The 25,547-nt window shown below is 67.0% G+C and carries 23 protein-coding genes; 11 read left to right on the top strand and 12 right to left on the bottom strand.

Translation table 11 applies throughout. The annotated features are described in order from the left end of the window. Nucleotides 1-8: 8 nt before the first annotated feature. Nucleotides 9-920 carry an adenosylcobinamide-phosphate synthase CbiB gene (gene cbiB / locus R2733_11305; protein MEZ5377085.1) on the top strand — a complete coding sequence of 304 codons (912 nt, stop codon included), beginning with the start codon at nucleotides 9-11 and terminating at the stop codon, nucleotides 918-920. On the opposite strand, the gene R2733_11300 is transcribed toward cbiB, so the two are convergent. Then, nucleotides 915-2,021, bottom strand: a complete 1,107-nt coding sequence (locus R2733_11300) for a hypothetical protein (protein ID MEZ5377084.1) — start codon at nucleotides 2,019-2,021, stop codon at nucleotides 915-917. The two genes, cbiB and R2733_11300, sit on opposite strands and share 6 nt — an antisense overlap. Before the next feature lie 87 nt (nucleotides 2,022-2,108). Between R2733_11300 and R2733_11295 the strand changes: the two genes are divergently transcribed. Then, nucleotides 2,109-3,188, top strand: coding sequence for a DUF4214 domain-containing protein (locus R2733_11295; protein MEZ5377083.1), 1,080 nt, complete (start codon nucleotides 2,109-2,111; stop codon nucleotides 3,186-3,188). 7 nt (nucleotides 3,189-3,195) lie between these two features. Here the strand turns inward: R2733_11295 and R2733_11290 are convergent, their stop codons facing one another. Next, entirely contained in the window at nucleotides 3,196-3,789 is a 594-nt protein-coding gene (locus R2733_11290) for a DUF1801 domain-containing protein (protein ID MEZ5377082.1), read from the bottom strand. Nucleotides 3,790-3,868: 79 nt separating this feature from the next. Continuing rightward, a complete protein-coding gene (locus tag R2733_11285) occupies nucleotides 3,869-4,300 on the bottom strand; it encodes a VOC family protein (GenBank protein ID MEZ5377081.1) in 432 nt (143 codons plus the stop codon). A gap of 155 nt (nucleotides 4,301-4,455) precedes the next feature. On the opposite strand from R2733_11285, the gene R2733_11280 reads away from it, so the two are divergent. From R2733_11280 to R2733_11260, 5 genes are all read left to right on the top strand, one after another. Then, nucleotides 4,456-5,475: a hypothetical protein gene (locus tag R2733_11280; protein MEZ5377080.1), complete on the top strand. Its 1,020-nt coding sequence runs from the start codon at nucleotides 4,456-4,458 to the stop codon at nucleotides 5,473-5,475. Nucleotides 5,476-5,533: 58 nt separating this feature from the next. Next, the gene (locus tag R2733_11275; protein MEZ5377079.1) at nucleotides 5,534-7,039 is read left to right on the top strand and encodes a DUF6605 domain-containing protein; all 1,506 of its coding nucleotides are present in this window, start codon (nucleotides 5,534-5,536) and stop codon (nucleotides 7,037-7,039) included. Nucleotides 7,040-7,166: 127 nt separating this feature from the next. Beyond that, nucleotides 7,167-8,900 (top strand): amidohydrolase family protein, encoded by a 1,734-nt coding sequence (locus R2733_11270; GenBank protein MEZ5377078.1) that lies wholly within the window; start codon nucleotides 7,167-7,169, stop codon nucleotides 8,898-8,900. Continuing rightward, nucleotides 8,897-10,063 carry an amidohydrolase family protein gene (locus R2733_11265; GenBank protein MEZ5377077.1) on the top strand — a complete coding sequence of 389 codons (1,167 nt, stop codon included), beginning with the start codon at nucleotides 8,897-8,899 and terminating at the stop codon, nucleotides 10,061-10,063. The genes R2733_11270 and R2733_11265 overlap by 4 nt, the downstream gene beginning before the upstream one ends. A gap of 58 nt (nucleotides 10,064-10,121) precedes the next feature. Then, the gene (locus R2733_11260; protein ID MEZ5377076.1) at nucleotides 10,122-11,375 is read left to right on the top strand and encodes a GGDEF domain-containing protein; all 1,254 of its coding nucleotides are present in this window, start codon (nucleotides 10,122-10,124) and stop codon (nucleotides 11,373-11,375) included. On the opposite strand, the gene R2733_11255 is transcribed toward R2733_11260, so the two are convergent. Continuing rightward, nucleotides 11,372-12,028, bottom strand: a complete 657-nt coding sequence (locus R2733_11255) for a flavin reductase family protein (protein MEZ5377075.1) — start codon at nucleotides 12,026-12,028, stop codon at nucleotides 11,372-11,374. The genes R2733_11260 and R2733_11255 overlap by 4 nt on opposite strands. On the opposite strand from R2733_11255, the gene R2733_11250 reads away from it, so the two are divergent. Together R2733_11250 and R2733_11245 are read left to right on the top strand one after the other, a co-directional pair. Further along, complete coding sequence (locus tag R2733_11250) at nucleotides 12,027-13,217, top strand: ATP-dependent DNA ligase (protein ID MEZ5377074.1); 1,191 nt, start codon at nucleotides 12,027-12,029, stop codon at nucleotides 13,215-13,217. The two genes, R2733_11255 and R2733_11250, sit on opposite strands and share 2 nt — an antisense overlap. 11 nt (nucleotides 13,218-13,228) lie before the next feature. Continuing rightward, complete coding sequence (locus tag R2733_11245; GenBank protein MEZ5377073.1) at nucleotides 13,229-13,645, top strand: PaaI family thioesterase; 417 nt, start codon at nucleotides 13,229-13,231, stop codon at nucleotides 13,643-13,645. A gap of 11 nt (nucleotides 13,646-13,656) precedes the next feature. Here R2733_11245 and R2733_11240 read toward each other — a convergent pair whose 3' ends face one another. From R2733_11240 to R2733_11230, 3 genes are all read right to left on the bottom strand, one after another. Next, nucleotides 13,657-15,171: a hypothetical protein gene (locus R2733_11240; GenBank protein MEZ5377072.1), complete on the bottom strand. Its 1,515-nt coding sequence runs from the start codon at nucleotides 15,169-15,171 to the stop codon at nucleotides 13,657-13,659. 368 nt (nucleotides 15,172-15,539) lie between these two features. Continuing rightward, nucleotides 15,540-16,181 (bottom strand): HD domain-containing protein, encoded by a 642-nt coding sequence (locus R2733_11235; protein MEZ5377071.1) that lies wholly within the window; start codon nucleotides 16,179-16,181, stop codon nucleotides 15,540-15,542. Further along, a complete protein-coding gene (locus tag R2733_11230; protein MEZ5377070.1) occupies nucleotides 16,178-16,906 on the bottom strand; it encodes an alpha/beta hydrolase in 729 nt (242 codons plus the stop codon). Before R2733_11230 ends, R2733_11235 begins: the two co-directional genes overlap by 4 nt. A 74-nt stretch (nucleotides 16,907-16,980) precedes the next feature. Here R2733_11230 and ligD point away from each other — a divergent pair, with 74 nt between their 5' ends. Next, a complete protein-coding gene (gene ligD / locus R2733_11225) occupies nucleotides 16,981-17,994 on the top strand; it encodes a non-homologous end-joining DNA ligase (protein ID MEZ5377069.1) in 1,014 nt (337 codons plus the stop codon). A gap of 14 nt (nucleotides 17,995-18,008) precedes the next feature. Here ligD and R2733_11220 read toward each other — a convergent pair whose 3' ends face one another. From R2733_11220 to R2733_11200, 5 genes are all read right to left on the bottom strand, one after another. Further along, entirely contained in the window at nucleotides 18,009-18,446 is a 438-nt protein-coding gene (locus R2733_11220; GenBank protein MEZ5377068.1) for a universal stress protein, read from the bottom strand. 88 nt (nucleotides 18,447-18,534) lie between these two features. Beyond that, nucleotides 18,535-19,728, bottom strand: a complete 1,194-nt coding sequence (locus R2733_11215; GenBank protein MEZ5377067.1) for an acyl-CoA dehydrogenase family protein — start codon at nucleotides 19,726-19,728, stop codon at nucleotides 18,535-18,537. A gap of 69 nt (nucleotides 19,729-19,797) precedes the next feature. Then, a complete protein-coding gene (locus R2733_11210; protein MEZ5377066.1) occupies nucleotides 19,798-20,697 on the bottom strand; it encodes a GTP-binding protein in 900 nt (299 codons plus the stop codon). Nucleotides 20,698-20,701: 4 nt separating this feature from the next. Next, nucleotides 20,702-22,858: a GNAT family N-acetyltransferase gene (locus tag R2733_11205; protein ID MEZ5377065.1), complete on the bottom strand. Its 2,157-nt coding sequence runs from the start codon at nucleotides 22,856-22,858 to the stop codon at nucleotides 20,702-20,704. After that, nucleotides 22,855-23,745 (bottom strand): 5'-3' exonuclease H3TH domain-containing protein, encoded by an 891-nt coding sequence (locus R2733_11200; protein ID MEZ5377064.1) that lies wholly within the window; start codon nucleotides 23,743-23,745, stop codon nucleotides 22,855-22,857. Before R2733_11200 ends, R2733_11205 begins: the two co-directional genes overlap by 4 nt. A 111-nt stretch (nucleotides 23,746-23,856) precedes the next feature. On the opposite strand from R2733_11200, the gene R2733_11195 reads away from it, so the two are divergent. Continuing rightward, entirely contained in the window at nucleotides 23,857-25,536 is a 1,680-nt protein-coding gene (locus R2733_11195) for a M14 family metallopeptidase (GenBank protein MEZ5377063.1), read from the top strand. Nucleotides 25,537-25,547: the final 11 nt, after the last annotated feature.

Genomic DNA, 25,547 nt, shown 5'->3' with positions numbered 1-25,547 from the left:
GCCTCGCCGTGGGAACCGGCCTGCTCCTCGACCGGATCGTTGGCGAGCCTCCGAACTCGGTCCATCCTGTCGCCTGGTTCGGCACCGTCATGCAGCGGGTCGAGCACCGTCTCTGGCCGCCAGGGGATCACGCGCCGCCATCGGACTCGCATCCGCGTTGGCGCGGCGCCGCCTACGCCGCAGCAGGCGTCACACTCGGCATCGCCGCCGGTTGTACGGTGCGATCCACGACGCTTGCCGTTTGCGTCGGCGCCGCCGGCCGAGAGTTGCGGCGAGTCGCCGACCAGATCGGCGCAGCTGCCGTCACCGGCGGGCTCGACGCCGCACGGGCCGAACTCCCCTCCCTCGTTGGCCGGGACCCGAGCCAACTGGACGCCTCGGGTGTCGCGGCCGCCGTGATCGAGTCCGTCGCGGAGAACAGCGTCGACGCCGTGGTGGCGCCCGTCTTCTGGGCCCTGCTCGCCGGCGCTCCCGGGGCCTGCGCCTACCGAGCCATCAACACCATGGATGCCATGGTCGGTCATCGATCGACCCGGTACGCGCGGTTCGGCACCGTCGCAGCACGGCTCGACGACGTGGCGAACTATGCGCCGGCGCGGTGCTTTGCTGTGCTGTTGGCAATGGTGACGCCAACCCGTGCACGCTCGCTGCACCGGATCATCCGGCGCGATGCAGCGGCACACCCCTCGCCCAACGCCGGGGTTGCCGAGTCCGCGATGGCTGCCGCACTCGACCGCCAGCTCGGCGGGCCGCTCCGGTACGGCGATCGCCTCGAAGAGCGGCCTCTGCTCGGCGATGGCGACCGACCGGTGCCAGCGGACATCTTCGACGCCACCCGCCTTGCCGGTCATGTCGAACTGGTGATGACCACGGCGCTGCTGGTGATCGGCGTCACCCGGGCGCTTCACGGTCGATCATGAATAGGCGTACCGGGCGACGCTCTCCGAGTCGGTGAGATACAGGGTCAGATAGTTGCGAATGTCGTCGTCGACGGCATGGTCCAGCCACACGCCGGAATCGGTCTGCTCGTCGAGCTGCCAGTTCCCGGTGGCGACGGCGAGATCGGCAAGACGGGACAGCTCGGCGGCCTCATCGCTCGTCGCCGACGCGAGGGTGGCGGTCGCCGTGAGGTCGGCGCTGAACCTCACGGGCTGGACGTAGGGATCGCCCGCGAAGAGCGACACCCTCACGCTCGTGTTCTCGTAGCCGTCGGCGAGCGGAAGCCCGGCTTCGGCCTCGGCCAGCAATCCCGTCGGCACCGCCGCTTCGGTCCTGGTGATCGTGTAGTAGATCCGCACCAAGGTGCCGGTGTCATCGGTTCGCACCTCCACCGACAGGTTCGCCCACCAGATCTGTGGATCGGGATGGTCGCTGAAGCTGCCGAAGTCGATGGTGATGAAGTCGCCGTCGGCATCGGTCCCCTGTTCGCTCTCTCGCTCCGGCAGGTCGAGCGCCGGCGTCGTCGTGCGGTACAGCTCGACGATCTCGTCGACCGACTGACCGCTGTAGTAGCGAACGGACGTGCGGTATTGGATCCGCACCGCCCGATCACGCTCCTCTCGGTCGACCTCGAGGCTCATCGACGCGACGGTGGCGTCGTCGGCCACCGGGAAGTCACCCACCTGATCGCTCAGCGTCGCCACCATGCCGACCGGATCGTCGCCGCCGAGGAACTGCTCGCCGACACTCCAGAGTTCGCCGTAGGCGCTGAGGATCGGGTCGCCCGAAGCGTCGACTCGTTCGGTCGTACTCGTTGTCGTGCTGGGCGAGTCCTCCGACCCCGCGTCATCCTCGCTGTCCTCAGAACGCTCGCCGCTCGGTTCGCCCACTGCGTTGGACACCGTGGACGGCGGCGGCTCCGGCGCGGGCTCGGCGAACGACTGCAGCGATCCGCCGTCGCTCGAACTCGAACGGAGCGCGAACAGCCCGACGACGGCGGCGACGGCGACCGTCAGTGCGACACCGGCCACCACGATCGGCAGCTTGGATGACGTCCCGGAGGACGCGTTGGATGTTGGCATGTGACGATGTCCCTCCCCTCACACGTGATGCCACCCTACGAGACGACCGGTAGGAGGTCCATCGGATCGGCGACTACCGTCTCGCCGGTGACGTATCTCCGCACTCTGGCCGCGACCATTGCCGCCTTGCTCGTGGTCCTCCCGGCACCGGTCGCATCGGCGCAGGACGCGGTCGACCGGGAGGTGCTCACCTTCGACGACGTGGCCGCGCTCGATGAGCTCACCACCGAGCACGCAACGATCTTCCGCCTCTATTGGGCGTTCTTCGACCGCACGCCCGACGCCGCGGGCGCGCTCTACTGGGTCGAGCAGTACGAACAGTGCGCGTCGCTTCCCACCATCGTGGATTCCTTCGCTGCGGGGAGCGAGTTCGCCACGACCTACGGTGCGGTCGACGACGATGGCTTCCTCGGTCTCATCTATCGCAACGTGCTCGACCGCGAACCCGACACCGAGGGCCGTGCCTACTGGGCTGGAGAGCTGGCGGGCCGGCGAACGACTCGAGCGGAGACGATGCTCTACTTCGCCGCGTCCGACGAGTTCGTCGCGTCGCACCGTCTCCCCTCCGATGGCGTTCCCGGACGCGGCTGTCGCCTCGGTGGCCGCGGGCCGCACACGACCCGGACGGTCGAACTCGCCCAACCCGCACCGTTTGCGTCGTTCGGTGGCGTCACGCTCCTCGCCCCCTCGATCGCCGTCGAACGAATCGGCTACCACGAATCGACCAACGACGCCGCCCGACCGCTCGACGCCCTGCCCACGACCTTCCCGGCCTCGGTCATGAGCAGTCGGAATCGCGACACCTCCGGCCGCGGTGCCGCCGACGTCGCCGTCAACCCACTCCTGCCCATCACGTCACCTGTATCTGGCACCGTGCTCCGGGCGGGTGGCTACACGCTGTACTGCCGCTATCAGGACGATTTCGTGGTCATCGAGCCAGACGACCACCCAGGCTGGGAGGTGAAGATGCTGCACATCTCCGGGGTCGCCGTTCGCAAGGGTGACCGGGTCGAAGCCGGCGTGACCGTCCTGGCCCCCACCGCGCATCTGCTGCCGTTCTCGTCGCAGATCGACGACCTGACGGCCAACCCGTCATGGCCCCACGTTCACATCGAGATCATCGACCCGTCGATTCCCGATCGACCGAGCGTCGGCGGCGGCTGCTGAAGGACGGTCAGTAGGTCGTCGTCTTGGCGACCGAACCGTCGTCGGTGAAGGTCTGCCACGTGCCGGTCTTCGCCCCGTCGACGAACTTGCCGGTGCGCATCAGCGAGCCATCCTTGCGATACCAGCGCCAGGCCCCGTGGAGCTGGCCGTCTCGCATCGAACCCTCGGCCTTCAGTCGGCCGTCGGCGTAGAAGTCGTATCGCTTCCCCTTCGACACATCCGAGATCTCCGCCATGCGGACCTTCACCAGCTTGCGCACCAACGAAGCCGAGAGCGGCTCATCGACCGGGAACTGCAGCGTGCCCGTGGTCGTCATCGCATCGGCGGGAAGGCCCTCGATCTTCGGGAGCACGTTCCCGCTGTGGGGGAAGTAGGAGCAGTGATCCTTGAAGCCGTCGTAGCCGGCGACAGCCTTGCCCTGCAGCGCAACGCACGGCATCGAGTAGCTCAGCTTCTCCTCGGCGTGGGGAAGGATGGCGAGCAGGGTCGAGCGCAAGGCCTGCAACGTCGATCGCTGCGGCTCGGGGAGCTTCGCCAGATGAGCATCAACCTGTGCGCTTCCGTCGGAAAGGTTCTTCGCTGTCGACTTCTTGGTGGCCACGGCGGGAGCGTAGATCGCAGCGATCGACAGCGGTACCGATCCCGAGGGATTCGAGCCGATCGATCGGCATCGATCGTGATCAGACGCAGAACTCGTTGCCCTCGGGGTCGGCCATGGTGACCCACGTGTGCGGTCCCTGCTGACCGGTGTGCAACACGGTCGCGCCCCGTTCGACCAACCGCTGCCGTACGGCCTCGATGTCGTCGCCCACGTTGCGCAGGTCGACGTGCACCCGATTCTTCACGGTCTTCGCTTCGGGCACGAGCACGAACAGCATCCGGAGCCGATCGGGCGCCTCCGGTATGTCGGGATGGATGGCAGTGCCTTCGCGCCAGACCAGGGCACCCCGGTGTCGAGTGGTTTCCGCTTCCGTCGCGAACCCCTGCTCGACCATGCTCGTGATGAACGCCTCGTCTTGCGGCTCGACCACCCACTGGAGGGTCTCGGCCCACCAGTCGGCCAGGCCGTGAGGATCGGCACAATCAACGACGATCTGCACGCTGTAGCTCATCGCCGGGAGCGTAGACCACCTCACTGCCTTTGCTGGCGTGGCCTTGCTCGGCTCGGTCGAGCTGGACGTCGGGCTTCGCGCCGCTGCCGCGTCGGACCTCCCCATTCCGTCTAGGGTCAGGCGATCGGCGGCAACCAGGAGCATCAGCGAACAACATGACGACGCCTGCTGGTTCGAAGAAGAACTCGACGACGAAGTGGATCGCAGGAGCCAGCATCGCCCTCGCTGCCGTCGTTGCTGCCGTGCTCGTCCTCACCAACGGTGGTGAAACTGATGACCGCGAGCTCGCCAGCAACGCAGACACGGTCCCGACGACGCGCGCCGCGGACACCACGGCGCCAGCCACTTCGGTCGTCGGCGACACGGCCACGACCGACACGACGGCCTCGTCGACCAGCAGCCCCACCGTCGCCACCTTCGTGTACCCGGCGATCGGCAACGTCGCGTTCCTCGACGGCTTGGCACTCGGTTGGTGGGACGGCACGACGTGGAACGAAATGCCATCCGGCTACGACGGCCCTGTCACCGAAACACCCCTCTTCGATGCCCAGACCGTCCGGTACGTCGACCCGGCCGGTCAGATCGTGGCGCGAGAGGTGTCGCCCCTGACCGAGCAATGCACCGAAGTCGGCAACCAGTGGACCGTCGGCGACGATCGGGCGACTGAAGGGCTCGTCGGCACCTCCGGCGAGTGGGAGCTCAGACCCCGAGAGGTCGTCGAGATTGCAGCCGACGAGGCTCATCTCCAATCGGTGCGAGACGTCATTGCAGCCGAAGGAGCGGAGGTACCCGAGATCGAGGTCCAGCGAGTGGTTCGCTTCGATGCCGACGGCGACGGGACCGACGAGGTGCTGATCTCCGCCGAGAGGATCGATTCGCCCGACACGTTGCTCGATGAACCGGTCGGCAACTACTCCATGGTGCTGCTCCGACGAGTCACCCCGACCGGAGTGGAGACGATTGTGCTGTCCTCCGACGTGGTCACCGCCGAGGACCGAAGTGGTGATTTCCAGGGCTTCATTGCCTTCAGCCGGTTGGCCGATGTCGCCGACCTGGATGGCGACGGCCACTTCGAAGCGGTCATCACCACCGGCTACTACGAGGGTGGCGGTGTGGCGATCTATTCGTTGGGCCCGACACCGGAGCTCGTCGTCGCCGCCGGCTGCGGCGTCTGACTGACCTGATCATCGCCCACCTTTCCAGCCCCTGGCCGTCGCGTGCCATGCTGCGGGCATGGCATTCGAGACCGTCACCGGCTACTGCTGGCCCCAGTCCGTTGCTCCTGGCAACGACATCGCCCTCCATCTGTCATCCGCCGGCGGACGCCCGGTCGAGGTCGAGATCGCCCGTGTCGGGGCTCGTCGTGACGTGGTGTGGACCGGCACGGTAGAGGCAGGCGACCACGCGACACCGCTCGACGCGTCGACCAACGGGTGCGACTGGCCGGCGGCCGCCGCTGTTGCCACCGGAAGCGACTGGGCATCGGGCTACTACGAGGTGTTGCTGACGATCGACGTCGGCGGCAAGTCGCGTCAGAGCCACGCCTTCTTCGTGGTCCGCCCGACACCGGCGTCGACCAACACGATCCTGCTCCAACTCGCGACCAACACCTGGCACGCCTACAACGACTTCGGAGGACGCAACCTCTACAACGGCGCCACTCAATCCTCGTTCCAGCGCCCGATGGAGCGGGGCTACCTCTTCAAACCTCGTGGCGCCGGGCGTCGGGTCACCACCACCCATCCACCCGACCACGACATGAACACCCACGTCGGCTACCTCCGCTTCAACCACCTGTCGGCCTGGGCGGGCTCGGCAGGCTGGCCGGACTGGGAGTGGCCGTTCCTCGCCTGGGCCGAACGCAACGGCTACGGGATCGACGTCATCTCGAACGCCGACCTCGAGGAGCACCCGTCGATCATCGATGGCTACCGACTGCTGTTGTCGGTCGGCCACGACGAGTACTGGTCTGGCCCGATGCGTGACACGGTCGAGGGCTTCATCGCTCGGGGTGGGAACGTCGCCTTCTTCTCCGGCAACACCTCGCTGTGGCAGGTCCGCCTCGAGGACCCGGTCGATGGCTCGGCGTCGGTCATGGTCGGCTACAAGGGCATGTACAAGAAGGATCCGGTCTACGAGACCGATCGAATGGGCGAGCTGACGAGCATCTGGTCCGACCATCTGATCGGTCGACCCGAGAACCACATGACCGGGGTGAGCTTCACCCGCGGCGGCTACCACCGCATCGGCAAACGCGTCACCAACGGTGCCGGCGGCTACACCGTCTACCGGCCCGACCATTGGATCTTCGAAGGCACCGGCGTCGACTACGGCGACGTGCTCGGGGCCAAGGCCACGACCGTCGGCTACGAGTGCGACGGCTGCGAGTACACGATCGTCGACGGTTTGCCCGTGCCCACCGGGACCGACGGCACGCCACCGAACTTCGAGATCCTCGGCATGGTGCCCGCCGCCCATTTCACCCGGACCACGTCGGCCCGGCCGCCGAAGCCCGATGAGCCCTCCGAGATCGAGTTCCTGGCGAACCGGGTGTTCGGCTCACGCGACGACGCCTATGTGCGGCGCATCGCAGCCGGGCAGGCGATGCTGGGCACGTACACCTCGCCGGCTGGCGGAACGGTGATCACGTCCGGTTCGACCGACTGGGCTCATGGGCTGGCGGGGCGCGACGAGCAGATCGAGCAGATCACCGCCAACATCCTCACCCGCCTTGGCTGAGCTCCGACGCCGGGAGTAGCGTCGTCGCCACAACCGAGTGAGCGCGTCGACGAAGGGGACTCGTGCGTGGCGTGCTCGAGGCGAGCGAGGTCATCCGGCCCCGCCGTCCGGCAACAAGGGGGCTCGAGTGAGCGAACACGATCTCGTCATACGCAACGGCACGGTGGTCGATGGCACCGGCGATCGACCAGGGAGCACCGCCGACGTCGCCGTCAGCAACGGTGTCATCACCCACGTCGGCAAGGTGGAGGGAGCCGGCAAGCGTGAACTCGACGCCGATGGCCACCTGGTGGCACCCGGCTTCGTCGACATCCACACCCACTACGACGGTCAGGCCACCTGGGATCAGCACCTCGCACCGTCGAGTTGGCACGGCGTCACCACCGTGGTCATGGGCAACTGTGGCGTGGGCTTCGCGCCGGTCCGACCCGACAACCACGAGCGACTCATCCAACTCATGGAGGGGGTCGAGGACATCCCGGGCACCGCACTCCATGAGGGCCTGCCCTGGGCCTGGGAGTCGTTCTCGGAGTACCTCGACTATCTCGACGCCAGGCCCCGAGACATCGACCTCGGCGCTCAGCTGCCGCATGGCTCGCTCCGGCTCCACGTGATGGGCGAGCGGGGTGGCCGTCAGGAACCGGCATCGCCCGACGACATCGCCGAGATGGCCGAGCTCGCACGGCAGGCGGTCGAGGACGGTGCGCTCGGCTTCTCGACCAGCCGCACCCTCAATCACCGCACGAGCCTCGGCGAACCGACGCCCACCCTGAAGGCCGAGATCGACGAGCTCGTCGGTATCGCCCAAGGACTCGGGGCAGCAGGCAAGGGCGTGCTCCAGGTCGTCAGCGACTTCATCGACGTCGAGGCCGAGACCGCGATCTTCCGAGCGATGGCCGAACGCTCGGGTCGGCCGATCTCCATCTCGATCGCCCAGGCTCCGAAGCGGCCCGACGACTGGCGGCGACACCTCGACGGGTTCGCAGCCGCCACGGCGGAAGGCGTCACGATGCGAGGACAGGTCGGCGCTCGGGCGGTGGGCCTCCTCCTCGGTTTGCAGACCACCCTCAACCCGTTCATGTTCTCCCAGGCCTACAAGGACATCGCCGACCTCCCGCTGGCCGAGCGGGTCGGCCGCATGCGCCAACCCGAGCTCCGGGCCAGGATCATCGAGCAGGTCCACACCGAGAACAGCGTGCTCGGGGGCCGTGCTGTCAACGCCTTCAACGCTATGTTCCGACTCGGTGACCCGCCGAACTACGAGCCCGATCCCAGCGACTCGGTCGGGGCGACGGCAGAGCGCGAAGGGCGCGAGCCGGCCGAGGTCGCCTACGACTGGGTGCTCGAAGCCGATGGCAAGGCGATGCTCTACATCCCGAGCCTCAACTGGGCGGCCGGCAACCTCGATGTGGTGCGGGAGATGCTGCTCCATCCGGCAGCCGTGCCCGGGCTCTCCGACGGCGGCGCGCACGTTGGCACCATCTGCGATGTCAGCTTCCCGACCACCCTGCTCCAGTGGTGGGGGCGTGACCGACCCTACGGACGCATTCCGGTCGAGACGCTCATCGCCAAGCAGTGCCGAATGACCGCCGAGACCGTCGGCCTCTTCGACCGCGGCGTGATCGCCCCCGGATACCGAGCCGACATCAACGTGATCGACTTCGACCACCTCACCCTGCACGCTCCCGAGGTCGCCCACGACCTCCCGGCGGGCGGACGCCGTCTGCTCCAACGGGCCGACGGCTACCGGCACACCTTCGTTGCCGGCACCGAGATCATGAGCAATGGCGAGGCCACCGGGGCCACGCCGGGGAAGCTCATCCGAGGAGCACAGAGCGCACCAGCAGGAGCATCGGCATGACCACCATCGACGACACCACCGTCACCGCCGGCTCGGCGTTCGACTTCCCGGTGATCAGTGCCGACTCGCACATCACCGAACCCCCAGACTGCTACAGCGCCTACATCGATCCGGCGTTTCGCGACCGAGCGCCCGCCATGGTCACCGACCCCGAGCGCGGCGATCAGTTCCTCGTCGAGGGCATGCGCCCGATCTCCATGGGTCTGGTCGCCGCCGCCGGCAAACAGGCCGAGGAGATCACCGTCAACGGCGTGATGTTCGACGAACTCCACAAGTCGGGTTGGGATGCCACCTACCGTCTCGCCGACCAAGACCGCGATGGTGTGGACGCCGAGATCATCTACCCGACGGTCGGCATGGTCATCTGCAATCACCGTGATGCCGACTTCAAGAAGGCGTGCTTCGACGCCTACAACCGCTGGATCAGCGACTACTGCAGCGAGGCCCCGACCCGCCTGCTCGGCTGCGGACAGACGGCGCTTCGCAGCGTCGAGGAGGGCATCGCCGACATCACCGCGATCAAGGAGGCGGGTCTGCGTGGGGTGATGATGCCCGGTGAGCCCGGCATCGAGCAGGACTACGACGACCCCATCTGGGACCCGTTCTGGCAGGCGGCGATCGACCTGGGCCTGCCGCTGAGCTTCCACATCTTGACCTCTCGCAACTCGGCGCTCGGCGGCAACAAGCCCCGCGGGTCACGCCTCAACGGCTTCCTCGGAATCATCCGCGGCATCCAGGACATCATGGGCACGCTGGTGTTCGGCGGCGTGTTCGAGCGGTTCCCCGACCTGAAGGTCGTCTGTGTCGAAGCCGACGCCGGCTGGGTCCCGCACTACATGTACCGCATGGACCATGCGTACAACCGTCACCGCAACTGGATGGCGCCCGGGATCAGCTTGTCGAAGGCACCGTCGGAGTATTTCGCCGAGAACATCTACGTCACCTTCCAAGACGACTGGACCGCCTTCAAGCAGGCGAACGAGATGAACTGGCGCCGACTCATGTGGGCCAACGACTTCCCGCACTCGGACTCCACCTGGCCGTGGTCGCAGGGCATGCTGGCCGAACACGCCGCCGGCCTCACCGACGAGCAACGTCGGGCCATCCTCGGTGGCAACGTCGCCGACCTCTACGGTATCGACCTCGCCACGCTCACCAGCTGAACGACAACGGGTCGTCCGGACTACCAAACGGGGCTGCTGGCGGTCGACACTCGTGAACGTGAGCACGGACGCGCACGACCACGACCTCGCCGGTCTCGACCTTGACGATCTTGACCTCGACGGTCTCGATCTCAGCTCCCTCGACCTGGTTCCCGACGTCGTCTTGATCTGCATCGAGGGGTCGGTGCAGTGGTCGAATCGCGCTTTTGCCGGCCTGCTGGCGAGCCTGCCGGGCGCTCCTCGCCTACCCGACCTCCCCGCGCTCGAATCGCCGCTGGTGGCAGGCCAGACGCCATTCCCGTTCGACGTGGTGGGCGACGATGAACAGGTCGTGGCGTTCGAGGCGCGGGCCCGGGTCGTGGTCTATCGCTGCGCACCAGCGTTACTCGTCGTGGCGCGGCCGACCGCCCACCGCCGAGCAGCGGCGCAAGCTCAGCGCGTGCTCTCCCGCTTCATCATCTCGGCGACCACGCTCACGCACCCGTCGAACGAGCGGTCGCACGACATCGAACTCGAGCTCGGTCGATTGGTCGGCGACTATGCCGAGTACTTCGCCTTCGACCGAGTGGAATTGCTCGACAGTACGGGCCATCTTGCGCTCAGCGTCGAGGACGCCATGGTCGAGATCGATCATGACGGACACACCGGTGTATGGGCCGATGCCGCTGCGCTCGGGTTCGCCAGCGCACACCGTCTGCTGATCGGCAACCGCACCGGCGAGATGCACCTGTTCCACCGGCATGAGGGGTCCACCATCGACCAGCTCGACAGCCACTCACTGTTTGCCGAGGTGTTGCTCTCGGCGCTCCACAACGGCCGGGAGGTCGGACAGTTGCGGTTCGCCGCAGCGCACGACGCGCTGACCGGGCTGCCCAATCGAGTCGGCTTCCGGGCCGGCCTCCATCGCCAGTTGGGGTCCAGCGTCTCGGCGCTGCTGTTCATCGATCTCGACGGTTTCAAGGCGATCAACGACGAGCTGGGCCACCACGTTGGCGACGCCGTGTTGGCCGAGACCGCTCGCCGTCTCCAACAACACCTTCGGCCGGGCGACCTTGCCGCCCGTCTGGGCGGCGACGAGTTCGCGGTGGCGGTCGCCACGAACGTGGCCGGCCACCTCGATGCGCTGAGCAGCCGCCTGTCGGCGGCCATCGAGCAGCCGATGGAGATCGGTCCGTTCGAGGTGAGCGTCGGCGCCAGCATCGGCTTCGCCTCGTTGCGGCCCGACGACTCACTCGACGATCTGATGGCGGCGGCGGATCAGGCGATGTACGAGATCAAGACGCATCGCCGAACGCAACGCCAGCGGCGCTAGGCGAAACCCGCGCCGAGCGGGATTCTCGGAGCGAGCGCCGGCATTTCCCAACCCTCGGCCAATGACGACGGGCGGAGGTTCGACCCGCGTCCGTAGTACTCGCAGAACTTCATGATCAGCGGGTCCCACCGTTCGGGGTCGATGTAGCGATCGCCGCCGTCGACCATGACGGTTTCCTCGCCGTGGCACGCCACGGTCTCGACCTCGATGGCGCACAGGCTCGCTTCCTCACCACCGATCGGGTGGATGGCGGTGACGGTGGCTTCGAACTGCAGTGGGCATTCCGCCACCCGAGGCGGGGCGACGAGGTGCGAGTCGATCGGGGTGAGCCCGGCGGCGCCGAACTTGTCGGGCTCGTAGGTGTAACCCCGGGCTGCCTTGTGCGGTGGCACGTCGACCGACCCCGTCAGGAGCGCGATCCGGTCGACGTGGTCGACCATGGACGACGGCACGGCGTTGATCACACACTCGCCGGTGCGACGCAGGTTGGCGACCGTGTGCGAGGACATGCCGAGTCCCAGCACGGCCGTGCGACCGAGCCACCACACCGACGACATCGGTGCGAGATTGGGGGTGCCGTCCTCGTTCACCGTCGAGAGCAGGACCACCGGCGTGCCGAGATAAAGGACCTTGGGATCAATCGTTCGATGCATGATCGCCAGTATCCAGGCCGCCCTCGTGCCGACCGAGCGGAAAACGGACATCTGGTCCGGCGGCGGTCGAGCGCTCCTCGAACCGTCGAGACCCGAGGCCCAGGGCTACGCTGCGGCGATGGACCTCCCGGTCAATCCACCCGTGAAACCCATGCTGGCCAAGGCGGTTGCCGGCATTCCCGAGCGCGACGACCTGCTGTTCGAACCGAAGTGGGACGGCTTCCGCTGCATCGTGTTCCGCGACGGTGACGAGGTCGTCCTCGGCTCTCGCAACGAGAAGCCACTCACTCGTTACTTCCCCGAACTGCTCCCGGCGATCCGAGCGTCGCTCCCCGAACGCTGCGTGATCGACGGCGAGATCATCCTCATCACCGACGATCACCTCGACTTCGACGGGCTCCAGCAGCGCATCCACCCCGCCGAGAGCCGTGTGAACATGCTGGCGGAGAAGACACCCGCCTCGTTCGTCGCCTTCGACCTGTTGGCGCTGGACGACGACGACCTGCGCGACCGTCCGTTCGGTGACCGACGAGCTGCACTCGAAGCGGCACTGGCGGATGCACGACCACCGATCCACCTCACCGCCACCACCGCCGACACGGCGGTGGCCGCTCGCTGGTTCCGGGTGTTCGAAGGCGCCGGACTCGATGGGTTGATCGCCAAGCCGATCGCCGAACCCTATGCCGAGAACAAGCGGAGTCAGCTCAAGGTCAAGCATGTCCGCAGTGCCGATGCCGTGGTCGCCGGGTTCCGCTGGCACAAGGACGGTGAGGGCGTCGGGTCGCTGCTGCTCGGTCTGCACGACGACGACGGCAACCTCCAGCACGTGGGTGTGTGCTCGAGCTTCACCGCCAAGCGCCGCAAGGAGCTGGTTGCCGAACTCGAGCCGTACACGGTCGATGCGCTCGAGAACCACCCGTGGAAGTCGTGGGCCGAGGCCGAAGCGCACGAGGACGGCCGCATGCCCGGGGCACCACATCGCTGGAGCGCCCAGAAGGACCACTCGTGGGTACCGCTGCGGACCGAGTTGGTGGTCGAGGTCAAGTACGGCTCGACCCTCAACGGCCGCTTCCGTGAGGTCACCAACCTGCTGCGTTGGCGCCCCGACAAGATGCCCGAGCAATGCACGTTCGACCAGCTCGACGAACCCGAGCCTGCGAGTGTCGATGCTGTGCTCACCCCCGACTAGCGTCGGCCGCCATGAGTACGACGCTGACGCCCGAAGCCATCAATGTTGCGGTCGCCGAGGCCTTTCCCGGCTCGGCCAGTTCATGTGTCGAGCTCGGCGATGGTTGGGTCACCGCACGAATCACGCCGGACGCGTCCTCGCTGCGTCCGGGCGGCTTCATCTCCGGACCGACCCAGTTCAGCCTGGCCGATGCAGCCCTGTGGTTCATGGTGTTCAACGCCATCGGGCGGATCGAGCTGATGTCGCTCACGTCGGAGCTGTCGATCCGCTACCTGCGCCCGGCGATCGGCGAGACGCTGTGGGCCAAGGCGACACTCGACAGTGCAGGACGCCGAAACGTGATCGGGACCGTCCGGCTGTGGGTCGACGATCGAGACGACAAGCCAACCTCCGTCGCCCAGGGCACCTACATCCTCCCCAACAATTGAGCCGTCGCCGCTCAGCGACGCCACAGGGCGGCGAGGCCCGAGGGTGAGGTCTCCACGACATGGAAGCCCTCCTCATGGAGCCGGCGGGCGGTCACCACATCGAGCTCGCCGATGGCGATGAATACCGTCGGCACTACGGGTTCGGCGTCGAACGCCGTGCTCGGAACTCGCCCCCAGACGAACTCGGTGCCGTCGGGGTAGGCCATCGGCGACTCACCGCTGGCGGGAAAGATGTTGGAGAGGAACTCGGTGTCGGTCGCCGCCGCCATCCGACCGGCAACGTGCCCCAGCGGATAGGCGCGGGTGTAGGTGGATCCATCCGGGCCGCTGACCGCAGCGACGATGTCGTCAGGCTCGAGAAAGGCCTCGAGCGAGCGGATCTCGTCTCGCTGGTCGGCGATCGTGAGCACCGTGCCAAAGCGTGCCGCGCTCAGCCCGAGGAAGACCACCACCCCGATGCCGGCAACGAGGCGAGCCGCCCTCGGGCCCAGCGGTTCGAGCGTCTCACCGACCCAAGCGACACCGAAGATCACCGCGGCCATGCCGGCCCGATGCCACAGGTAGGCCCCGTTCAGCAGCGACGGTGGCGCCAGGATCCCGGCCAAACCGATCCCGAGCGTGAGGGTTGCCAGGCCGACCGACGCCGGCCGTCGCAGTCGAGCTCGGAGCCTCGGCGTCACCCAGGCTCGGTCGGCGGCGATGAGATACACCACCGCCGCCAGCACGACGGTGAAGAGACGCTCGGTGTTGTTGTAGATCGTGATGAAGGCGTCCCAGGAGCCGATGGCGACGACACGCTGGACGATGTCGAACTCGCCGGCCTGCACCGTGCCCTTGGGCGCAGCGACGACCCACCAACCGACTGGCACGAACACCGGCCACAGCGAACGCAACCGGTCCCGGAGTGCAGCCAACCCGAGACCGCCGTTCAGGAAGAGGTAGCCGAGCAGCACACCGAACCCGAGGATGTGAGCAAGCCAGGTGAGGACCAGACCCCCGTAGAGCACGAAGCGGTAGACACGGCCACCAAGAAGCGGTTGACTGTCGGTGCCCCGAGCGAGCAGGGCGCCGAACCCGAAGGCGAGGATGATCGACACCTGGTAGTTGTAGAACCCGAGGCCGTAGGTGGCCCCGATCGAGAACGGCGCAGCAAGTGCGACCGCCGTGACCGGCGACCAACCGTGCCGCACCCAGAACGCACCGATGGCGGCACACAATGCAGCCGGCATGAGCGCCAGCATCAGGGCGTCGGCCAGTTCGAGCCCGAGCGGCACAGCGAGAAGGCCGAGGAGCAGATCGCCCAACTCGTTCGGCCACGGCGCGTACTCACGAACCATCAGACCGTGCGGCTCGCCCCTCGCCCAACGGGCAACCTCATGGGCGAGTTGCGCGTGATGATCACCGTCTTGCGGTCGGAATCCGACCCCCACGAAGACCGCCGAGATCAGTGTGACCAGGGCGAGCACGACGGCGACGGGAACGACCGGCCAACGGTTCGAGCCCGAAGGAGCGGCGTCGACGCTCACGGTCGACCCGCGCCGAACAGGGAAGTCGGTCCTCATTCTATCTGTTCCCTCGCTGTCGTCTACCACGCCGTACCTGTCGAACCGCCGATGGACATGTCAGGCTGACTCCGCCAGTGTGGGAGAACACCTCGTCAGACGACAAGCGGCCGATCTACCCACGGAGTCGTGCCGCACAGGCGGGCCGTTCGCATCGCTCGGCGTGGGCCATCCGGCTCCAATTTTCCGCCCCGCAGTGCGTCATACCACCAAGTGTGGTGAACTAGACGAGGTGGGTAGTCAGCAGTCACCGAAGACGCCGAGACAACGCCCCACCTACGTCGAGCCTCAGACCTGGTGGCAGCGCCTGCTCGGCGTACCACAGCGCCAACTCATTCCGGTGCGAGTGCCCCCGCCGCAACCGCGGCGTCGATGATCGACTGAACGAACCGCCAGGCATCAGCCGAGCTCTGCCCGATCGGTGCGTTGAGATCTCGCACCTGTTGCTGCCGGATCCCGTGCTCTTGCCAGCTCCGTCCTCGGGTCGCGGCGTTCAGCAGAAGCGGCTGTAGCCGGTCGCAGGCATAGGCGAACGCTGCGGTTGGTGTGACGCCCTCTTCGTACTCGTCCCACAGCGCTCGTAGCCGTTCCCCTACCGTGGGTGGGGCGAGCGAGAAGATCCGGTCGGCGGCCGCCACCTCACGGTCCCGCTTGTCCTCGTGGCCGGCGGCGTCGTAGGCGAAGGTGTCCCCGGCGTCGATCTCGACGATGTCGTGGACCAGCAACATCTCGATGGCGCGCGTCACGTCAACGTCTCCATCGGCTCGATCCGCCATGACCGTGGCCACCAGGGCGAGGTGCCACGAGTGCTCGGCGGTGTTCTCGAGTCGCGAGTCGTCGGTGATTCGACTTCGCCGGATCACGGTCTTCAACTTGTCGATCTCGAGCAAGAAGTCGATCCGCTGCGCGAAGTCGGCGTCGATGTCGGCCGCCAGCTCGCTCACTCGGCTCCGATCGAGCCGGTCGGCGGTCACGATGCCGTGTGTGCGGCGAGGAACGCACGGAAGGCGTCGTCGGCCGCAGGCAGGTGCTCGTCATCCTTCCATTGCTCGACGAAGGTGACGTTGGGTGCCAGCTCGGCGATCGCCCGCGAGGTGGACTGGGGGTGGTAGAGGTCATTTCCCATCGCCACCAGTAGCGGCGTGTCGATCGCGGCCACCTCATCGGGCGAGGTGTTGAACATGAACTCGCCGTCGTACATGTTCGAGCGGAACGCCTCCCACGTTGCCTCATCGGCCTCGGGGTGGAGGTGGACGATGTCGGCCTTCCATGCGTCGAACATGTCGTAGAACGCCTGGTGGTTGTCGTCGAGCCCGATCGGCTGGAGCAGGACCGCCGCCTGCACCCGGTCGCCTGCTGCCTTCACCACCCCCATCACGTAGGGGCCGCCGATGCACATGCCGATGATGGCGAACCGGTCGATGCCGAGGTGATCGAGGACCGCCAACTGATCGGCGGTGTAGGTGTCCCACCCGTCATCCGCCGACACCGGCGCGGTCGACTGACCGGCGTTGCGTTGATCCATCCCAATGATCCGGTAGCCGTCACCTAGCCGGTCGTGCGGGTTCCACGGCATGTTGGCCCACAGACCGTCCGCCGACTTCATGCCACCGGGGGCGATCAGCAGGACCGGGACGCCATCGGGATCGCCGCTGTCGGTGTAGAAGAGTTGGGCACCGTTGGCTTCGAGGAAGGGCATGGCCCACTCTCTAGCAGAACTGGCAGCGATCGCTCACCTCGATACCGACGCAACGCGCCGAGTACCGTTCGGCCATGGCGTCGAGCGACCACATCATCGTCGAGCTGGCCGGGCATGAGGTCAAGATCTCGAGCCCCGACAAGGTGTTCTTCACCAAGCGGGGTGAGACCAAGCTCGACCTCGTTCGCTACTACGAGGCGGTGGCCGCACCGCTCATGAACACCATGGGCGGCCGTCCGACACTCATGCAACGCTTCCCCGACGGTGCGTCCGGGAAGTCCTTCTTCCAGAAACGGGTGCCGAAGGGTGCGCCCGACTGGCTGGAGACCGCAGTGGTGTCGACCCCCAACGGCACCACGTCGGACGCCATGGTGGCGGCCGACATCGGCCACATCGCCTGGGCCGTCAACCTGGGGTGTCTGGGCTTCCACCCCTGGCCCTACCTTGCGTCCGACCCCGATCACACCGATGAACTCCGCATCGATCTCGACCCGTCCCCCGGGGTCGGATTCGACGGCATCCGCGCGGGGGCGCTCGAGGTGAAGAAGCTGCTCGACGAGCTCGGCATCACCTCGTACGTGAAGACCAGCGGTTCGAAGGGCCTGCACATCTACGTCCGGCTGGTGAAGGAGTGGGACAGCTACGAGGTCCGTGCCGCTGCCGTCGCACTCGCTCGCGAACTGGAACGGCGACGGGGCGACCTGCTCACGGCCGCGTGGTGGAAGGAGGAACGAGGCCAGCGAGTGTTCGTCGACTTCAACCAGAACGCACCCCACAAGACCGTGTTCGGCGCCTGGTCGGTGCGGCCGCGGGTCGGCGCCCAGGTCTCGACCCCGATCGGCTGGGACGAGGTCGAGACGGTGCAACCCGATGAGCTCACGATCGCTACGGTGCCCAAGCGGCTCGAGTCGCAGGGCGATGCCTGGGCCGACATCAATGACCGTCCTCAGTCGATCGCGCCGCTGCTCAAGATGTCGGCCAACGACATGGCCGCCGGATTGATGGATGCGCCGTGGCCGCCCGTCTACCCGAAGCAGCCCAACGAACCGCCGCGTGTGGCGCCGAGCCGGGCCAAGCAGGAGGACTGATCGCCGCGGATTCTCTAAGCGTGATCGCCCCGCACCACGAGGACGGGGCAAGGTGCATGGTCGATCAGATAGCGACCGACCGACGGGTGGAAGAGCCGATCCCAGATCCCTCGCTCGTGCGAACCGATCACGATGAGATCGACCTCGTCTCGGATCGCCATCTCGACCAGTGCCGGGCCGGGAGCGCCGACGGCCGCTTCGATCTCGGTTCCCACCGGCAGTTCCTCGCTGGCCGACAGCGCTGTTGCCTCGGCCTCGACTTCGGAACGGTCACGAAGTTCGGTGAGGAGGACGACGTCGGGCTGCACGCCGAACGGCGAGACCGGCATGGTGATCGGATTGGCACCAATGCTGGCCACGATGAGTTGATGCTCACCGCCGAAGGTGGCGTAGGCGTAGTGCACCGCGTCGACAGATTCAGACGAGTCGTCCACCGCGATCAGAATTCTCATATCAGCTCCAACTCCTCCGGCACCGTTGCCGTGTGTCGACGATGGTTCTACCACGGCGACGAATCGTCAAACAGGGCAAACGACCTCGTCAGCCGTTGGCGGGGACGTCTCGGAAGTTCTTGTCACGATCGGGTTCGGGTTCGCGAGGCAGACCGAGGATGCGCTCGCCGATGATGTTCCGCTGGATCTGGTCGGTGCCGCCACCGATCGAGGTGAAGTAGGCGTTCAGCTGCGAGTAGTTGGCATCGCGCGCTCGCGGGTGCTGATCCCCGTCGAGTGCACCCTCGGGACCGAGCAGCCACCCCTGCACACGGCCGGCCTCGTGGAGCAGACCGGACATCGCCAGTTTGCCGAGCGAGAACAACGGCGACGACCCGCCCATCTTGAGTTCGGCCTTGGCCCGATCGCCGTTCCACTCGGTGACCTTGCGCATCTCGTGGATGCGGGCCAGGCGTTGCCGCACGAGCGGATCGGTGTTCTTGCCGAGGTCCTGCGCCAGCGCAACGAGCGAGAGATCCGGCGCCGGGATCGGGCCCATCGCCTCGGCGGTCTTGTCGACTCGCTCGCTCGATTGCTCGCGTGGCCGGCTCCCCGGCCGCCCCATCACCGCCCGTTCGTAGGCGAGCGCCGCCTGGAGGACACCCCATCCGTTGTTGAGACCACCGACGATGTTGTCGGCACTCACCCGGGCGTCGTTCATGAACACTTCGTTGAAGCGGGCGTCGCCGGTCATCTGTCGCAGCGGCCGGACCTCCACGCCTTCCTGTTTCATGGGGAACCAGAAGAACGTGATGCCCCGATGCTTCGGAACGTCCCAGTCGGTGCGAGCGATCAGCATGCCGTAGTCGGCGTCGCGGGCGCCGGAGGTCCAGACCTTCTGACCGTTGACGACGTACTCATCGCCATCGCGGACCGCCGTGGTGCGGAGCCCGGCGAGATCGGAGCCGGCTCCCGGTTCGCTGTAGAGCAGGCACATGGCGACCTCACCCATGAGCAACGGGCGGAGGAATCGGCCCTTGAGCGTGTCGGACCCGTAGCCGAGCAGGGTGCCGGCCCACAGATTGGTGCGGTCGTGACCGGGACCGGGAGCGTCGTTCGCAGCGAAGACTGCCTCGACCTCCTTGGCATCATCGTTCGACAGGCCCCGGCCGAACCACTCGACCGGCCAGCGCGGTGCCGCCCATCCGTTGTCGACCACCAGCTCGTGCCAGGCAGCCATCGAACCATTCGGGTCCCAGTGTTCCTCGATGAAGGCCTGGGCATCGGCGACATGAGAACTCATGGCCGCAAGCTAGTGCCCGGTACCAGATCGGTCGAACCCGTACCGGCGCACACGAACCAACGATCTGCTTCAGGTCGCCAGCGCGGCGAGTGCGTCGTCGAGTGCAGCGAGCGTCAGATCGGGCGTGGCGATCGCCACCAGACCCCAGCGGTCAGCGCCTCCTGCGATGTCGGCTCCGATCGGGAGCAGCGTTCGGCGCTCGCCAACACCCTGGACGATCCATGCCTGATCGCCACTCGACACGAACCCCTTCAACCGCACGAGCTCCACAGGGAGGTCCGCCAGGCGGTCTGCGAAGCGTTCGGGATCGATCGGGTCCGGAAGGCGGATCGACGACACCGTCCAACGAGAGGTGCCCAAGTGCTCGTCGAACTCGACGGGCACCCCGATCGGCTCGGCCTGCAGGATCGCCTCGAGCCCCAGCGACCGACCGTCGAGGACCGGCGCTGTGGTGTGGCCGAGAAGCGAGGGCGGCCGATCGACGAGGTCGGTCTTGGTGAGCACGATCAGGTCGGCGGCGCGCAGTTGCGCACGAACGGTGTCGGCCAGCCAGCGATCGGCCAGTTGGTGGCCGATTCGCTCGGCGTCGACACACACCACGATAGCGTCGAGTCGAAAGCCCGGCGTCGATGCCCACGGTGCCACCCGATGCGGCTCGGCCACGCCGCTCAGTTCGACCAGCACATGGTCGGGTGGGAGCGGCGATTGCCGAATCGTCTCGAGGGCCTCGCCGAGCCCGTCGGTCATGCTGCAACAGACGCACCCGTTGGTGAGCTCGATCACGTCGTCACGCACCGACGAGATCAGCGTCGCGTCGATGGCGAGGTCACCGACGTCGTTCACCAGCACGACGAGCCGCCGACCACCTGCGTCGGCCAGCAGCCGGTTGAGCAGGGTCGTCTTGCCCGATCCGAGGATGCCGCCGATCAGCGTGACCGGCACCCGTGTGCCGTCCCAGAGCAGGGCCACGGCGTCAGTTCGTCCGGAAGTTCACACCGCCGAGCACCGTGCCGTTGACCGAGATGTCTCGGATCGCCATCGGGTCGACGGTCACCGGGTCGTCGCTGAGCGCGGTGAAGTCTGCCAGCTTGCCGGGTTCGATCGATCCAATCGCGTGGTCGAGGTGGAGCTGATGGGCCGCGCCGATGGTGACCGCAGCCAATGCCGACTCGGCGGAGATCTTCTCGTCCTCGCCGAGGACGCGACCCTTCGGCGTGAGACGGTTCACGGCACACCACATCGTGTGGAGATGGCCGAGTGGAGTCACGGCGGCGTCGGAGTGGATCGAGAAGCTCACACCGTGGCGCTCGGCGGTGCCGCACGCGTCCATACGCTTCGCCCGATCGGGACCGACGGTGAGGTCGTGATGCTGATCGCCCCAGTACCAAAGGTGGTTGGCGAAGATGTTCGCACACATGCCCATCGCCGCCATCCGGCGATACTGAGCCGGCGTGGTGAGCTGGCAATGCTGCACCGTGTGCCGATGATCGACCCACGGCGCCAACCGGTTCGCCTCGGCAACGGCGTCGAGGAAGAGATCGACCGCCTGATCACCGTTGCAGTGGGTATGGATCGTGATGCCGGCTGCGTGGAGTGCAACGACCAGCTGACGGAAGCGGTCGGGATCGTAGAGCCAGATGCCGGTCGCCCCGTTGAGGTAGCCGGGCCAGTTCAGACGGGCGGTGAACCCCTGGATGGAGCCGTCGAGCACCATCTTCACGTGACCGACGTGCAACTTCTCGGTGGCCCGAGGTGCCAGCGCCTTGACCATCTCGACGATCTCGTCGACCGACTTGTGCACCGACCCGGGGTTGAAGAACAGCGAGACCCGGGTGGGGAAGTCGGGCTGCTCGACGACGTCGCTCCACTTGTCGAGCGTGTCGGGCCAGTCGAGGCGGGCGATCCCGAGTTCGGTCACCGTGGTGCAGCCCGCATGGCGAGCGCTGGCGCCAAATCGCTCGATCGCCGCCGGCTCGGCGATGGCGGCACCAACCATCTTCGCCGCCGTCCGCGGCAGCGAGTAGGCCGCAGCCTCCTGCAGTTCTCCGATCGGGCGGCCGTCAGCATCGACCGGGACACCCTCGACCTCGATCCCCTGCGTGATGCCCTCGACCTCCATGAGCGCCGTGTTCACGGTGGCGAGGTGTCCGCTCGCGTGGAAGACGTAGATCGGGCGGGTCTCGCTGACGGTGTCGAGGTGTGCCGCCACGAGGCGCTCCTCGCCCTCGAAATAGATCGGGTCGAGCCCCCACACGACGAGCGGTTGGCTACGGTCGGTGTCGGCCGCATCGATCTCACGCAGGCGGTCGAGCACCTCGGCGATGCTCGTGCATCCCTTGCGAAGAACGCCGTCGGCACCCACGCGGTCGAAGTAGCCGACGTACTCGAACGACCACAGCCCTCCCTCGAGCACGTGGCTGTGCGCCTCGACGAATCCGGGAACGAGCACGGAGTCGGCGAAGGTGTCGTCGATCGTGACCGGCCCCCACACCGAGAGCTCCTCGATGCTGCCGACACCGAGAATGCGGCCGTCGCGCACCGCGACGGCTTCTGCGGTCGGGCGGGCGGGATCGACCGTTCGCACCAGTCGAGCGCGGTACACCGTCGTGATCGGGTTGCCGGCGTCAGCGGCGGTTCCCGTGTCCGCGAGTTCCTTGATGACCATGGCGACCTCCTCGTCGGGACCGTAGGGACGGAAGCGCCCGACTTCGTCGAAACCGAAGATCTCGTGGAATCGCAGCGATCGGGGATTCGGCGGTTGGGTGTTGACCTCGGCGGCGAGGCGCGGTCGATCGTTGGCGACGGCCCATGCTTGGAAGTCGTGATAGAGCGCCGGACCCCAGCCCTGGCCGCGACCGGACTCGGCGATGGCGATGCGGTCGACGTAGGCGAAGGAGTCATGGCGTTCGAGGAACCAGTGATAGTTCTTCGACGGATATGCGACGTTGCGTTCGGTCAGGCCGATCAGCATCCCGATCACCTCACCGTCGACTTCGACCACCTTGAAGTAGGGCGATTCGGCGAAGAAGAAGTCGAGCTTGTCGGCGTCCATGACCCCGACTTCGGGGACATTTGCCGCGTTCAGCTCGAGCAATGCGGCGTGATCTTCGGGCCTGGCGTCGCGGATCACGAGGCCGCCCCACGACGGGAGGTCGCCAGTGCTGCTGCTCGCGTGACGAGATCCGGGGCGTCGAACCGCTCGGCGATGGTAGGGAGTTCGTCGGTCGGTCCGGTCCAGCGCAGTTCGTCGACGTCGGTGATGGTGGGCGCATCGAGATCGAGCGTGGCGATCCGGCGAAAAAGCAGAGCGTCAGCGAGGTTCTCGGCCAGCGTGTCGGCCAGCTTCGAGCCACCGCGCACGGTGATGTCCCACTGACCGGCGCCGGTCGGGATGTTCTCGATGTGGCCGTATCGGCTCAGCACCGCAGCGGCCGACTTCGCACCCCAGCCTTTCAGCCCGGGGAATCCGTCGGCGGTATCACCGACCAAACCGAGGTAGTCGGGGATGGACTCGGGCGGAACGCCGTACTTCTCGATCACATCGGCAACGTCGTAGATCTTCTCGCGTCGACGGTCGAACTGGACGATGCGCCCCTCCTGCACCACTTGGGCGAGGTCCTTGTCGGGGGTACAGATGAGCACCCTGTCGACCCGGGGATCGGCGGCAGCCACGATCGCGGCGGCACCCATGGCATCGTCGGCTTCGAACTCGACCATCGGGAACAGGGTGATGCCGAGCGCTCGGAGGCCGTCCTCGAGCGGCTGGAACTGGCCGAGAATCAACGGGTCGAGGCCCTCGCCGCTCTTGTACCCGTCATACAGGTCGTTGCGGAACGACTCGATCACGTGGTCGGTGGCGACCCCGAGATGGGTGGCGCCGTCCTCGAGGAGATACAGCATGTCGCGTAGCACCGAGCGGGCTGCGCCCACCTCCTCGCCGGCAGCATTCAGGTGCCCGGGGCGCCCGAAGAATTGGCGGAAGAGCTCGTAGGTCCCATCGATCAGATGCACGATCACCCCGCCATCATGCACCAGTTCCGGTCCAGGCGGGCAGGCCGCAGTTCGAAGAGTGCAGCGCCGTGCGCCGGCGACCAGCGTCGGCGCGCTCCCCGGCCGTACGATCACGGCGTGGAACCACCTCTCGACCATTTCTGCCGCTACGACGAGCTGACCGCCTACCTGCATCGCGTTGCCGGCGACCATCCCGACCTGGTCGGGCTGACCTCGATCGGGCAATCGCACGAGGGTCGCGAGATCTGGCTCGTCACGGTCACCGATCGGGCAACGGGAGACCACGCTGACAAGCCGGCCATGTGGGTCGACGCGAACATCCACGCGACGGAGCTCACTGCCAGTGTCGCTGCCATCAACCTCGTCCACCGTCTGGTGAGCGAGCACGGCCGCGACGACACGGTCACGGCAGCACTGCGAACGCGCACGTTCTACGTGGTGCCCCGAGTGAACCCTGACGGCGCCGAGCTGGCCCTGGCCGACGATCCTCGACATCTCCGTTCCGGTGTGCGCCCGTGGCCGTGGACCGACCGCTGGACCCAGCCCGGGCTCCACAAGCAAGACGTCACCGGCGACGGCCGCATCCTCAGCATGCGGATCGCCGACCCCACCGGGGCCTGGACCACCCACGCCGACGACGAGCGGCTCATGGTGCCGGTGCCATCGACCGGGCTCTGCGACCGTCCCCGCTATCGCATGCTCGACGAGGGGCTCATCACCGACTTCGACGGCTACACCGTTCCCACCCCGAGGGCGGTCCAGGGCCTCGACCTGAATCGCAACTACGCAGCGGGCTGGGGAACGAACATCCCCGGGTCGGGCGACTTTCCCGGGAGCGAACCCGAGACCCTCGCCTTGATGCGGGCGATCACCGCTCGCCCGAACATCTGTGGGTTCAACGCCTATCACACCTACAGCGGTGTGCTGCTCCGCCCATCGTCGACCCAAGCCGACAGCGCGCTCCCACCGGGCGACGTGTGGATGTTCGAACAGCTCGGCAAGCGCTGTACGGAATTGTCCGGCTTCCCGGTGCACTCCACCTTCGAGGACTTCACCTGGGACCGGTCCGACACGATGTCGGGAGCCAGCGACGACTGGGCGTACGAGCACCTCGGCATCTACTCGTGGACGACCGAGTTCTGGGATCCGGTCTTCGCCGCCACGGGCAAGCGGGCCCCGACCTCACTGTGGTGGGTCACACTCGATCCCGAGATCGAGCTCGAGGTGTTGCGCTGGTTCGACCAACACCATCCCGGCGCCTACGTGGACTGGGCGCCGTTCGACCATCCTCAGCTCGGACCGATCGAGGTCGGCGGCTGGGACTCGTTGCACTCGTGGAGCAACCCGCCCGATGCGCTCCTGGCCGACGAGGTGGCACCCCACGCCGACTTCGCCATCTTCCAGGCGCTCGCATCGCCATGCCTGGCGATCGAGCACCTGTCGGTCGATCGCCTGGGCGACGATGTGTGGCGCATCAACGCCGGCGTCGCCAACACCGGCTACCTCCCCACCACCGTGACCGAGTGGGCGGCGAAGAAGTCGATCGTGCGCCCAGTGGTTGCCGACATCGAACTGCCCGACGGAGCAGCAACGATCGAGGGCACCAGCCACCGCCAACCGCTCGGTCAGCTCGCCGGCTTCGCCCAGGCTCGTTTCACCGGCGGGAATGACGGCACGCCGAACCGAGCACTCGTCAGCTGGGTGGTGCGAGCTGCGGCCGGCACCAAGGTCGACATCGTCGCGTCGCACCAGCGTGCCGGCACGACACGGTGCACTGTCACCCTCGAAGCAACCTGAGGCGAGCGGCG

The organism is Acidimicrobiales bacterium, from assembly GCA_041394265.1.
Taxonomy (GTDB): Bacteria; Actinomycetota; Acidimicrobiia; order Acidimicrobiales; family SZUA-35; genus JBBQUN01.
This window is presented reverse-complemented; position numbering and strand designations above follow the sequence as displayed.